The following is a 12,934-nucleotide window of genomic DNA, read 5'->3' as shown; positions in this document are numbered from 1 at the left end:
GATTACCCCTGAATCCAGCTCAGCAGATCGAAAACCTCGCCATAGGGAGGGTAGACGCCGAGCAGGACAAAAAAGATGAGATGGAAGATCAGCGGGCAAAGGATGACAGACACGGCCAGCCCGATCCGGCTGCGCACACCGAAAAAGTAAAGGACAAGTGGTGCGACAATGGCCGTTGGCAGTAAGTGACCGAACCAGCGGAAGGATTGTTGATAGATCAGAGCAATGATGAACAAGCCAATGATCTGCAAGGCCGCGCCATTATCTTGTGCGTGGCTCGCTCCACCCGTCGTCTGACGTGCTGCACCCGCCAGCATAAGGCCCGAGAGAAACAGCAGGGCAACTGCGGCAGAGAACGGCACAATCCCGGCCCATGTATCCCCGGGAGATGCCGCAGGCACCTGCCAGGCGCCCCAGATGGCAAAAATCGAAATGAGGGCAAGCACCAGACCTTCTGCATAGGCACGCATGACGATCCTCTCTATTTTCCGTCGTTAGAATTGGGCCGGGGGATGATCCGCCGGCCCCAGGAGCTTTAGTTGGTCAGGCTTTCAACCAAGGGGGTGGCGTCTTCTTTCATCGCCGAAAGCGCCGCCTTGGCCTCCGCACCGCTCTGATAGACCGGGCCGGTCCCGCGTGAGGCGAGAAGTTCGGCGAATTCCGGCTTGGCAGCGATCTGTTCGAGCGCGGCCTCCATCGCGGCGACCACCTCTGCAGGCGTCCCTTTCGGAGCAAACACGATTACTGGCGAGGATACTGCAGCAAATGGAATACCCAGCTCCCCAAAAGCGGGCACCTCATTCATAATGCCGTCACGCTCCTGACTGTTGACCGCCAGCGCGCGCAGTTGTTCTTCAAAACCTGCCAGTTGCTGAACTCCAAGGAAGCCGAAATCAGCCTGTTCACCGATCAGCGCGGCACGGGTCGGCCCGCCCCCTTTGAACGGCACATCCTGAGCTTCGATACCGTTATTGGCCAAAAAACCCATGCCGCCAACGTGATGGAAACCACCGCGGCCCGAATGAGCCCACCGCAATTGGCCGGGGTTGGCCTTGGCGGCATCGATCACGTCCTGAACGGATTGGAAGGGGCTGTTGACCGGAACCATCAATGAGGTCTGCAACTGGCCAACCTGTGCCACGAAGTCAAAGCTTTCCAGCGCGTCGATCTCAGTATCGCGGGTCATGGTCGACAGCAGGAACGACCCCCCCGACGTCATCATCATAGTGTACCCGTCAGGACGCGCGCCAACGACTGCATTGGCACCGTTCAAACCACCCGAACCGGGTTTATTCACAACTACCACAGGCACGTCCAGAATACCTTCGGCAGCGGCCGAGATAGCGCGCGCATAAGCATCTGTGCCGCCACCCGCCTTGTAGGGGACAACAAGGTTGATCGGGCGTTTCGGCCAATCCGCGGCAAAGCTTACTGTAGCTGTGGCGCTGACGGTAACTGCCGCGATGGCAACACCAAGAAGAGTTCTGCGTTTCATGAGTAACCTCCCAATTTCACTTGGGATCAAATTACGCGATTTCTTCAATTGTAAAAAATGCAAAGGTGTTATCTACTCTTGCAAATTATGAAAGAGTAGAAGGATGAATATCAAAGCCCTACGCGCGTTTCGCGCTACTTTGTCCGAAGGATCCCTTGTCGCCGCCTCTGAGATCCTCCATCTCAGCCAACCTGCTGTCAGCCGTTTGATCACCGGGCTTGAGGCCGAACTGAAATTGACGCTTTTTGATCGCAGTGGCCGCAACCTGACGCCGACGCCGGAAGGGTTGGCCTTTTACAAAGAGGCCGGCAGGATTCTGGACAATCTTGACGAAGTTCCGCGCATCGCAGCCGAGATCAAAGCGGGGCGCACTGAAACGCTCCGCATTGTGACGATGCCCCGGATTGCACAATCCCTGTCCGCGCCTGCGGTGGCACTGTTCATGCAAGAGAACCCCAGCACCAATGTAAACCTGGATGTCCGGGCAAGACGCGAGGCGGGAAAATGGCTGGCCGGGCGGGAATACGATATTGGAATTGGGGCGTTGCCCGTCGATCATCCCGGCATCGTCTCCAAACCCCTCTTCCGAGTAAAAGCGCAGGCGGTTTTGCCCGCAGGCCATCCGCTTTCATCCCGAAGTCATTTGACGGCGGACGATCTTGCCGGGGAACCCGTTATACGTCTGATGCATGGTCTGCTGTTGCGGGACCAACTGGACGACTTCTTTCGTTCCGCCGGTGTGACGCCCAGACAAACCTGCGAAGTCGCCGCCTCGCAGCTGGCTTGCGCGCTGGTGGCAGAGGGCGCGGGTGTCACGATCGCGGATGAATTGGTGGCCGCTCAGGTCGCGTCCGCAAACCTTAAGCTTGTTCCCGTGGCCCCAGAGCGGTGGATGACCTTTGGGCTGCTCTATCCGGTTTCCGAAACAGGGTCAAAAACTCTGCCGCTGTTCGAAAAGGCCTTGTTCGACGTCGTCAACGAATTGGCACAGCAGAGTGAGACGCTTGAACCCACCAATTAGAGCAACCTCAGGAACCGGACATTGGCGACAAAGGGTCGTCCGATATACGAAATGCGCGGCGGTATCTTGACGGTCCGATTGCCGCGGGGTCTCAAGTAGCTCGGTCCTTTAGCGGCGCGGCAACTGAACCCAGTATGGTATCGGCATGAGCGTATGCGCGCCCACCAGCGTTCCTTTGCCTTGACTGCAAGTAGCTTTTCGCCGATCCACCAATTCTCGCATTTTCTCCGTTGTGCCATAGTTTAAGATGCGGCCCATCGCCACCACTCTGGTCCGGCAGAGAATCAGTTACCAAAGGCCCTGTACGTGAATATTGAAAACCGCATGACACTGCCGCCTCGCCATGAGTTGCGAAATGTGCGCAATCGGGGCATTACCTTCCTGGCCCTGGCGTTTCTGTTCAGCATCTTCGTTAACCTTCTGATGCTGACCGGGCCTTTGTTCATGCTGCAGGTTTACGATCGGGTCCTGGGCTCGCGCGCTGTGGAAACGCTGACAGCACTGTTTTTGCTGGTAGCCCTGCTATATGGCCTTATGGCGATGCTGGATTTTGCCCGCGGCAGAATCGTGGCTAGATTTGGTGCCCGGTTCCAGTCTGAACTGGATGAACGTGTGTTCGACGCCACCCTGCGCCGATCACTTTTTCCACAAGCACGGTCCGCTCCGGCCACGGCATTGCGCGATCTTGAGTCGATTCAGAACCTGTGTGCCTCGCCCGTTCTTTTGGCGGTGATGGATATTCCGTGGACACCAGTATTTCTGGCAGCAATCTTCTTGTTTCACCCGTTGCTAGGCTGGTTGGCCGTGGCGGGCGGGAGTTTGCTTATCCTGATCGCCTTGTTGAACCAGTGGCTAACCCACAGCAAGGTGGCTTCAGCACAAAGGGCGTCGGCCCAGGCCAACGCGTTTTCCGAACACGCAAGACAAGCGGCCGAAGTGGTGCGATCGCAAGGCATGCAAGAGGACATAACCCAACGCTGGCAGCGGCAGCGCACCAATGCCCTGCGTCAGACCATAGCCGCCAGTGACTGGACAGGCAGCTTTACCTCGCTAACCAAATCACTGCGGTTGTTTTTGCAATCGGCCATGCTGGCGCTTGGCGCTTGGCTGGTGCTGCGCAACGAACTAACGCCAGGGGCGATGATTGCCGGGTCTATCTTGTTGGGGCGGGCGTTGGCACCCGTTGAGCAGGCGGTTGGCCAATGGGGTATGGTTGAACGGGCCCGCACGGCCTGGAGTTCGCTTAACCGGTTTCTGGATGCGACCCCACCTGAAAAACCTCGTACCAAACTGCCTGTGCCCGAGGCCCGGCTGACCGCAAAAAGCCTAACTGTCATTCCTCCGGGTGCGGACAAGCCGACGCTGCGCAATGTCGCTTTGCGGCTAGAACCAGGTAAAGCGCTTGGCGTCATCGGTAAAAGCGGCTCGGGGAAATCGACGCTGGCCAAAGCCCTGTTGGGCCTGTGGCAACCTGCCGCCGGGGAAATACGGTTGGGTGGTGCGACACTGGATCAATATGATCCCGACGATCTGGGCCAGCATATTGGTTACCTGCCGCAGGAAGTTACTCTGTTCAACGGATCCGTGGCTGAAAACATTGCCCGCATGTCGGAAAATCCCGACCCTGACGCGGTTGTAGCCGCAGCAAAAATGGCCAACGCGCATGATCTGATCCTGTCATTGAGCAAAGGTTATGACACATTTCTGGAAGGCAATGACAGCCAATTGTCGGGCGGGCAAAAGCAACGTATCGCACTGGCCCGCGCCCTTTACGGCAACCCGGTTCTGTTGATTCTGGATGAGCCGAACTCGGCCCTGGATGCCGATGGGACCGAGGCGCTGAACGCCGCTGTTCGAGGTCTGAAAGAGGCCGGAAAATCAACCATCATCATGACCCACCGCCCTCAGGCAATTTCGGAATGTGACGATCTGGCCGTTGTCGAAAACGGGCAAGTTGTGAAATCCGGCACTCGGGATGAGGTGCTGGGTGCAATGGTACAAAACGCTGGCGCCATCAAACGCGGCCTCAGTCAGGTGAAAAAAGATGCAGGATAAGACGGGTAAAGACACGCGCCCGGTGTGGCACATCACGATACCAGCCTTGGTCGGTTTTGTGGCTTTGCTGATTTTGGTTGGCGGGCTTGGCATCTGGTCCGTGCAGACCCGGCTGGCCGGGGCGATCATATCGCAAGGAACAATCGAGGTTCAAAGTAGCCGACAGGTAGTGGAACATCCTGATGGTGGTGTTGTGGGCGAGATTTTCGTGCGCGACGGTGACGAAGTCGCTAACGGGGACATGCTGGTACGTTTGGACGATACGTTTTTATCTTCGGAGAAAACGATCGTCGAATCTCAGCTGTTTGAGTTGTTGGCACGTAGAGCCCGATTGGTGGCCGAACGCGACGGTGAGGACGCCGTAGCCATGGCAGCTCTACTCAAAGAAATTCAAAAGCAGGACGATATCGACGCTGAACTGATTGCCGGTCAGCAACGATTGTTCGAGGCCCGTCTGGAAACACTGGACCAACAGACCCAACAATTGGGCAAACAGCGGGTTCAGATCGACAGTGAAATCGAAGGAACCGAGGCACAGCTAGTGTCCTTGCGTCGCCAGGTGGAACTGATTCAAAACGAGCTGAAGGACCAACAAGACCTGTTACAACGCGGTTTGACTCAGGCCAGCCGCGTGTCCGCCTTGCAGCGGGAAGAGGCCAGCCTGACGGGTGAGATTGGTAGGCTCGAAGCTGCTGTGGCTCGCCTGAAAGGTCAGATTTCAGCAACCGAGATTGAGATTGTCGAATTGACGGCCACGCGGCGGGAAGAGGCTATTACCGAACTGCGGGACGTTCAGACGCAGATCGCTGAATTGGCTGAGCGACGTCTTTCTCTGGAAGAACGGCTGTCGAGGTTGGACATTCGCGCACCCGTTGCGGGTACGGTCTATGGCAGTCAGGTTTTCGCCCTGCAATCGGTGATCCAACCCGCCGAGCCGATGATGTATGTTGTACCCCAAGACACGCCCTTGCTGGTGGCAGCGCGCGTTGATGCCATCCACGTAGATCAATTGCATATTGGGCAACCAGTGGCGTTACGGTTCCCCGCATTTAATCAACGTGAGACGCCCGAGATTGACGGACGTGTCATCACCATCTCGGCGGATACGTTCACTGATGATGCAACTGGTCAGACATTCTACCGCGCCGAAGTCGCGCCCGAAGACAATCAGATCGAACGGCTGAACGGGCAAGCCCTTTTGCCGGGCATGCCGGTGGAGACCATGATCAAGACCGACGAAAGAACCCCTTTGTCCTATATGGTCAAACCCATGGCCGACTACTTCAACCGGGCTTTCCGAGAATAACAGGTTGCGGCTTCAGACCGGTTCGAGGTTACCCAGAAGGATCGAGGTCATATCGGTGCTAATCATATTGTCGAACACAGTGACATCCACACCAGTCTCATAACTGACATTGTTCTCGGTAATCCCGGACAGGTCTGTGTCATCATCAAGAAAAACCCATTCCGCTTCATGCGCGGTGGGCAGACCTACGGCAATTTGCAAAATAGCCAGCGCATCTAACGCATTGACCATTCCGTCCCGTGTAATATCTGCCGCAATCAGGTTCTCGGGCGTGGCCGGACCCCAGGTCGGGTCCAATCCGACCGACATGCGCAAGACCTGCAACGCATCCAGCGCCGTGATCTCATAGCTGGCCGTTGAATAGGTTTTGATGATTTCCAACTCCCCCTCGAATGTGCCTGACGGCAAATCCAGATCGAACCGCCCCTCGTCATCCGCCCTGACGCTGATGGTTCCGCCGCCATCCGGTGTAAATCGAATCTCAGCGTCCGACAGGCCAGGATTCGCGGCTTCGGAGGCGACAGTCACAGTGCCCTGCACCCCATCCGAGCTGCCAGGATCTAACCCACCAAAATCGCCAAAATCGACAGGGATATGATCCGGCCCGCCAAAGCCCGCGCCAAACACTTCAGCGCTGGTCAGGGGCCCTCCGGTTGAAGAGTTGATCACGATGACCTCATCTAGAAATTTGATCTGCGCCCCCTGCGCCGTGGCTGTGAACATCAGTTGCCCCGGCGTGCGTAGCAGCGGATAGTCGAATAAATCCAACCGGTCGGTTCCGGCCTGAAAACCGTTAATTGTTGTGGGGTCACTGCCGTATTGCATAACAAAGATATCCGCGCCGGCACCCCCATGCATGGTTGTTGCGCCGATACCTGCGATCAGAATGTCGTCACCTGCGCCACCCATCAGGGTTGTTTCGAGGATACTGCCGCTGAGCATGTCATTCCGCGCAGTTCCCGTCACCGTACCAAAGCCATCGCGCACGATGCCCAAATCCGCAATCGAAACGCTGAGTTGCGTCAAGCCTTCATCCTGTTGCGCGCCGACAAGAATCTGAAGCTCGTCCCCGACATGGGCAACACTCAATGTTTCGACATTCTGCAACCCGCTATGAATAGTGTCGGCAAAGCTGTCCTGATGCACCAATTGCCCGCCTGGTGTCAGCGTGAAAAGGGAAACGCCATCATCGCCGCCGCCAGCAACAACAAACACATGCCCGTCAGACTCGATCACGGCTAAATCCTGAACCGTTTCGAACCGTGTATGCAAGGAATCCAAAACATGATCCGTGGGGATCAATCGCCCGTCACCCGCTAACTCCATAACGCTCAGCGAGTTGCTGCCTGCCCCCGCCACAACGACCCAGGATTGGCCATAGGCTTGCACCACTTCGACCGCCGTCGGTGAAGCAATCCCTAAAGTCGCTAGCGCGTCGCTGTTGTCGACCACTGTCAGCACACCGGTGTTTTGATCGACATTGTAGGTGCTGATCGTGCCGGTGGTCGCGTCGGCTGCAATCACGAAATGATCCGCCCCGGCTTGAATAACTTGCATCGAATCAGCCTGCCCCGCGATCGACGCCGACAGGCTCAATGTGCCGTCCCCGTTCACGGTATAGGTTGCAATCTGCCCTGTCGTTTCGTGCGCGATGGTCAGGATATCGCCGAACTGCACTAGGGCCGAGATATCTCCGCCGCCGGTCAGTGTCCCCGTTTCCTGAAGCGGGCCTACGGTTCCATCTGGGTTCAGGTCATACCCGATCAATCCAGTCGCCGTACTTACATCCAGAACAAGCTGATCGTCTCCGGCCAGCGTTACAGGCATACCGATATCGCCAACCTGAAACGTGATCGTTCCACTGAAATATTCGGTGTCTTGCAATTGCGGCAGCGCACCTTCGACCAGCTTCCAAACCGCGATACCGCCGCCCGGACCGGTCACGCTGTACAGGTAAGTGACGTCATTAAGCGTTTTTAAAGCCGTATGGCCGATACCTGAATCGAGCGCTGCGCTCCCCGTTGCAACCACTCCTTCGAACTGAAGCATCATATCCAATCACCCCACGCCACACCTGGCACCGATTACAGGATGATCCGATGCCCAGTCCGAAACCAAAGCTGGAATGTGGAGAAAACGAGGAGTTCGGCTTCAGTTTAACTCAATTTTTTCTGGTCCGACCGCATGAGTCACCGAAGAGAAAGACAGATGAACAAATCCTGGATCCTTCGAGCGGATGCGGAAACCACATGTGAGGGCAAGATGACCAAAGAACCTGAATCCAAGATCAACCCGGCCGATGCTCAGCCTGATACCGAACGCAAGCGACACATCCGCCAGTGGATTGACGGCAAGATGCGCCGTTGGGCCGGACGTGGCATTGTTGGCGGGCTCGGGTCAACGATCCTCGCGCTGCCCGCCCTGGCGCAGGCCACAATCGAAGAGCTTTATGCGTTCCAATTCGCGGAAACGATTCCTGGCGTAAGATCCGTCAAGCTGTTGGACAATGGCGACGTTCTTTTGAAATTGGCCGATGGTCGCAAGATGGTTGTCGCCGCCGAAAACGTACAGGTGCTGGATAGTGGTGCAATCATGATCGCCGAAGACGCCGTGTCCGAAATTGCCCAGTTCAGCCTGGCAGAGGCCGGAGGCGCCGCAGCGGCAGGAGGTCTTAGCGGCGCAACCGCAGCGCTGGGTGGTCTTGGTTTGGCGGGTGCTGCAGCGGCTGCCGGGGGTGGCGGCGGCGGTGGCGGAGACGACGATACCGCGCCGTCACCCGCACCAGCGCCTGCACCGACACCCAGCTATCCGGTTCTCAACTTGGCAGGTTCGCAGGGCGATATGCTAAGCACGGCACGCACTGGACTGACTGCACCAGAGGGTACTGAAACTGTTGAAGTGACGATCGGATCGCTCACAAAAACCGTAACCCCCGAAGATGACGGAAGCTGGAGCCTTTCACTGACTCCTGCCGAGGCCGCAACCTTGCCACAGGGCGTGCAAACCGTAACGGTCCGCAATCTCGACGCCGAGGGCACGGAATTGTCAGCAGAAACAGTGACATTTGCCGTGGATACCATCCCACCGACCCTGACCATTACAGGGTTTTCGGACGGGGCGGTGATGAATGCCTCGGAACAGACCACCGATCTCAACGTAGTCGGGACAACGAACGCCCAGGACGGGCAAACCGTAGTCGTCACGATCAACGGACAACCCTTCACCGGTACTGTTGCTGGCGGACAATGGAGCGTATCGGTCCCTGCCGCCAATCTGGCGACCCTGCCGGACGGTGCCACGATTGCGGTCACCGCAGATGTCAACGATCAGGCAGGCAACTCGGCAACACAAGCCGATGCCAGCTTTGATACAGACTTTACCGCTCCGACGATTACTCTGGACCCTGTTGCCGGCGGGTCTATCGAATTGATCGATGTCAGCGCCGACCTGACCCTGACAGGGTCAACCACAGCCGTCGACGGTCAGACGGTTTCCGTCACATTTGACGGTCAAACATATTCAACCACGGCCACGGGTGGCGCATGGAGCGTAACAGTTCCAAGCGCCGATCTGACCGGGCTATCGACGGGTGTTCCGGCAACCGTCAATGTCACGGTCAGCGATGCCGCCGGCAACATTTCGGTCCCGGCTTCGGCTTCTGTTCCTGTTGATTTGACGGGCCCGTCTATCTCCGTTTCTCCGCTATCCGTTGGCGGGCTTCTCAACGCGGTCGAGGTTGGGTCCGATCTGACAATCTCGGGATCGACGGCCAATGTTGAAGACGGCCAGCAGGTCACCGTTACCTTGAACGGCCAAACTTATACAGACACGGTCTCGGGCGGGAGTTGGAGCGTGACAGTGCCGGCCGCTGACTTGGCATCCCTGGCTGACGGAGGAAGCTTTGCGGTGACTGCCGATGTTTCCGATACCAATGGGCTGGCAGCACCACAAGCCAGTGTACCACTTGCCAAAGATGCCACCGCCCCGACCCTGTCAATTGACAGCTTTTCGGATGGTGCTGTTTTGAACGCGACCGAGCAGGGAACAGACTTGACCATCACCGGTTCGACCACGGCCGAAGATGGTCAGCTCGTGACGGTTTCGATGAACGGTCAAACCTATACCGGGGTGGCCTCGGGTGGCGCATGGTCTGTCACTGTTCCTGCGGCGGATCTTGCCGCCTTGTCTGACGGTGTCACCATTCCGGTCACGGCAGACGTGTCCGACGCGGCGGGAAATCCGGCGATCCAGGCCAGCAACAGCTTTGATACAGACTTTACCGCCCCTTCGATCAGCGTCACAGGCCTGTCGGATGGCGCCGTCATGAATGCCGTGGAACAAGGCACAGACCTGACTGTCAGCGGTACCTCTGACGCCGCAGACGGCACGGTTGTCACGGTCGAAATCGCCCGACCCGACGGAACCGTGGATGTCACGGGCACCGCTACGGTCAATAGCGGCAGTTGGAGCTATACAGCCTCGGCTGCAGATCTTAGCGCATTGCAGGATGGCGTATCATATGATGTCGATGCTTCGGTAACCGACGCGGCAGGCAACAGCGCGCAGGACACCACAAGCTTTGCCACTGATTTCACTGTTCCGACAGTGACTCTCGACCCCTTGCCGGTTGGAACCGAATTGGACGTGACCGAGCAAGGCAGCGACCTCATGATCTCGGGCACGACCAGTGCCGAGGATGGGCAAACCGTTTCCGTCAGCCTGAATGGCCAAACATATACCGGCACCGCGTCGGGTGGTTCCTGGACCGCAACCGTCCCTTCCGCTGATTTGGCAGGCCTTGCAGACAGTACGGGCTATCCGATTTCAGCCAGCGTAACCGATCAGGCCGGAAACCCGGCCACTTCGGCGACCATCACATTGACCACTGACCTCCGGCCGGTATTGACCATGAACCCTGTCGGTTCAAACGGCGCTGTGTCGTTTGCCGACGCGCAGGCGTCAGGTGTAACCGTATCGGGCACATCTGCCGGATTAAGTGCAGGTCAGGCGGTGGACGTCACCCTGAATGGCAGCCCCGTCGGTTCTGCGACGGTCGCCGCAGATGGAAGCTGGTCTCTAGCTGTTCCTGCCTCGGATTTCTCGGGGATTAACGCAGGTGACGACCTTGATTTCGCCGCCGACGCAACTGTTACCGGCGGTCCGGACCCCCTGACCGCAAACGATGACAATACGGCCCATGAACCAGCCGCCTATGTCATCACACAGGCCGGAATCAGTGGAAACACCGTGACATTCGAGATCTACGCAGGTGCGGATCGGGATATCTCAAGCGGTCTTGCCATGACGGCAGAGCTGGGCTTTGACCCATCCGTCGTAACCTTCGACACTGGGTCGGATGTGGGCAACGGGGCATTCGATTTCTTCGTGTCCAACCCGATCGGAGGGAACGTGATCCGCTTTGCCGGTGCAGCAACCACCTTCACGGATCTGAACCAGCCTCTGGTTACATTCGAGATGACCGTTGTTGACCCAAATCAGCCCATCGAGTTGACTATCACGACCCCGGATGGCGGTCCAAGCGTCTACCAGATTGGCACTAGCGGTGACGACACCTTGGTAGCCTCTGGTTTGGATAATTTTATCCGCGGTCAAGACGGTGATGATGCGATTGACGTTTCGGACGCTGGGCGCGACGTCATCATCTTCGAAGCTGATCCAGCTGCAAACGGTGTCGATACAGTGACAGGCTTTACGATTGGCACCGCAGCCGAAGTGTCCGATGCCGTTATGTTCAGTGGCCTAAGCTTCGGAACACTTCGCGGAGATGGCACCGATGTCGAGACACTGGCCGTCGGTGACGCGATCGGCGCAGACACCGGGGTCGTCGGTCTGACTACGGTACTGGGCGACCTGTCTGAGAACACGATCGAAACTGCCGTTGAAAGCCTGACTGGAATTCAAGCTGGCGACGAGATTTACGTGATGGCGACGGATGGGACCGACAGTGTGCTGGTCAAAGTCGACTATACCGCCCCGAACTCTGCAACGGTTGAAACCGTGGCGCAATTCTCCGGATTGGATGACCTAAGCGGTCTGAGTGCGGACAACATCCTGCACACCGACCCCACCGGGGCCACAGCCTGATCAGAAATTCGGCTGCCGCCGTTTCTGGCGGCAGTCACCCAAATCACGGGGTAAAAATGGCGCAGAATGGCCTGGTTCCAGTCACCTTTTCCCGGCATGGGCGGCGTTACTGGACACGTTTCATGTCTTACCAATTCGCGGCCAATCGCGCTGAATGCGCAATTGTCTTTCAAGAAGCTCAACAAGCGGCCGCCACTTTTCCCATTTTGTTCAAGAAAACAGCCAGAGGTTATGAGCCAACCGGTATATTGTCCGTTCTCAAAGATAGGCCTACCCCATTTGTATCGCAGGCGGGCCGGTGGCTTGCCGCCTATGTGCCCTCAGCTTTACGTTGCTATCCTTTTCAGGCCGCACCCACCGGTCGCAAAAAGGCAGATCAGGCACCTCTGTTTCAATTAAATGTGGATGAATCCTCTGGGTTGCTAAGCGAAGACCCAAAGGACGAAGCATTTTTTGACAATACCGGAGCCGTTTCACCTGCCTTGCGTGAGGTGAAAATCTTTCTTCAAGCCCGCGCTGCGGCCTGTGAGGCAACCCTGGCCCTGTGTCAGATCATCAATAGTCTTAGGTTGTTCGAACCAATTGCGTCACATGATGGGATACCGCTGCCGCCCGACAAGTTTGGGGTGTCAGTCCAGCGGCTCAAGACTTTGTCGCAGGTTGAAAAGCTGAAACTGGTCGATTCGGGTGCTCTTTTCTTAATCCACGCGCATCAGATTTCACTGTCACATTGCGGGTGGTTATCCCGGGCTCATCAACAGCTTGCACAGCAAAACCCGCAAGAAAAATACACGGAAAATTCAGATATTTCGGGTTTCCTCTATGCCATGGCCAACGCTCAGAATGACGACTTTCTTGGAACCAATGGGGTGTGAAACACCTATGCCAATACATGATCGCAGAGTAAAATTTGTAGCTTTAATCTGTCTCGCCACGTTGTCTTCGGCTTGCA

The 12,934-nt window shown here is 57.0% G+C and carries 8 protein-coding genes; 5 read left to right on the top strand and 3 right to left on the bottom strand.

Annotated features, from left to right (window positions below):
- Positions 1 to 2: 2 nt before the first annotated feature.
- Together ACR0M2_RS15560 and ACR0M2_RS15555 are read right to left on the bottom strand one after the other, a co-directional pair.
- Positions 3 to 470, bottom strand: a complete 468-nt coding sequence (locus tag ACR0M2_RS15560) for a tripartite tricarboxylate transporter TctB family protein (protein ID WP_480705887.1) — start codon at positions 468 to 470, stop codon at positions 3 to 5.
- Positions 471 to 535: 65 nt separating this feature from the next.
- Positions 536 to 1,495, bottom strand: a complete 960-nt coding sequence (locus ACR0M2_RS15555; protein ID WP_170412150.1) for a Bug family tripartite tricarboxylate transporter substrate binding protein — start codon at positions 1,493 to 1,495, stop codon at positions 536 to 538.
- A gap of 103 nt (positions 1,496 to 1,598) precedes the next feature.
- Between ACR0M2_RS15555 and ACR0M2_RS15550 the strand changes: the two genes are divergently transcribed.
- The 3 genes from ACR0M2_RS15550 to ACR0M2_RS15540 all read left to right on the top strand — a co-directional run bounded on the left by ACR0M2_RS15550 (position 1,599) and on the right by ACR0M2_RS15540 (position 5,877).
- Entirely contained in the window at positions 1,599 to 2,516 is a 918-nt protein-coding gene (locus ACR0M2_RS15550; RefSeq protein WP_480705885.1) for a LysR family transcriptional regulator, read from the top strand.
- Positions 2,517 to 2,840: 324 nt separating this feature from the next.
- Positions 2,841 to 4,571 (top strand): type I secretion system permease/ATPase, encoded by a 1,731-nt coding sequence (locus ACR0M2_RS15545; RefSeq protein ID WP_170350011.1) that lies wholly within the window; start codon positions 2,841 to 2,843, stop codon positions 4,569 to 4,571.
- Complete coding sequence (locus ACR0M2_RS15540; RefSeq protein ID WP_425082019.1) at positions 4,561 to 5,877, top strand: HlyD family type I secretion periplasmic adaptor subunit; 1,317 nt, start codon at positions 4,561 to 4,563, stop codon at positions 5,875 to 5,877. Before ACR0M2_RS15545 ends, ACR0M2_RS15540 begins: the two co-directional genes overlap by 11 nt.
- Before the next feature lie 12 nt (positions 5,878 to 5,889).
- Here the strand turns inward: ACR0M2_RS15540 and ACR0M2_RS15535 are convergent, their stop codons facing one another.
- Positions 5,890 to 7,929, bottom strand: a complete 2,040-nt coding sequence (locus ACR0M2_RS15535) for a beta-propeller fold lactonase family protein (RefSeq protein ID WP_480705883.1) — start codon at positions 7,927 to 7,929, stop codon at positions 5,890 to 5,892.
- Positions 7,930 to 8,085: 156 nt separating this feature from the next.
- On the opposite strand from ACR0M2_RS15535, the gene ACR0M2_RS15530 reads away from it, so the two are divergent.
- Together ACR0M2_RS15530 and ACR0M2_RS15525 are read left to right on the top strand one after the other, a co-directional pair.
- Entirely contained in the window at positions 8,086 to 11,982 is a 3,897-nt protein-coding gene (locus tag ACR0M2_RS15530; RefSeq protein WP_480705881.1) for a beta strand repeat-containing protein, read from the top strand.
- 56 nt (positions 11,983 to 12,038) lie between these two features.
- Complete coding sequence (locus ACR0M2_RS15525) at positions 12,039 to 12,857, top strand: SapC family protein (RefSeq protein WP_170376918.1); 819 nt, start codon at positions 12,039 to 12,041, stop codon at positions 12,855 to 12,857.
- Positions 12,858 to 12,934 lie beyond the last annotated feature (77 nt).

Source organism: Ruegeria sp. BE10 (genome assembly GCF_056538905.1).
The sequence above is the reverse complement of the archived record's forward strand: the minus strand, read 5'-3'. Positions and strand labels throughout refer to the sequence as shown.

Bases quoted from the DNA above. Each gene is read 5' to 3' on its own strand.
- ACR0M2_RS15560 (WP_480705887.1), bottom strand. From the start codon at position 470: ATGCGTGCCTATGCAGAAGGTCTGGTGCTTGCCCTCATTTCGATTTTT.
- ACR0M2_RS15555 (WP_170412150.1), bottom strand. From the start codon at position 1,495: ATGAAACGCAGAACTCTTCTTGGTGTTGCCATCGCGGCAGTTACCGTC.
- ACR0M2_RS15550 (WP_480705885.1), top strand. From the start codon at position 1,599: ATGAATATCAAAGCCCTACGCGCGTTTCGCGCTACTTTGTCCGAAGGA.
- ACR0M2_RS15545 (WP_170350011.1), top strand. From the start codon at position 2,841: ATGACACTGCCGCCTCGCCATGAGTTGCGAAATGTGCGCAATCGGGGC.
- ACR0M2_RS15540 (WP_425082019.1), top strand. From the start codon at position 4,561: ATGCAGGATAAGACGGGTAAAGACACGCGCCCGGTGTGGCACATCACG.
- ACR0M2_RS15535 (WP_480705883.1), bottom strand. From the start codon at position 7,929: ATGATGCTTCAGTTCGAAGGAGTGGTTGCAACGGGGAGCGCAGCGCTC.
- ACR0M2_RS15530 (WP_480705881.1), top strand. From the start codon at position 8,086: ATGAACAAATCCTGGATCCTTCGAGCGGATGCGGAAACCACATGTGAG.
- ACR0M2_RS15525 (WP_170376918.1), top strand. From the start codon at position 12,039: ATGGCGCAGAATGGCCTGGTTCCAGTCACCTTTTCCCGGCATGGGCGG.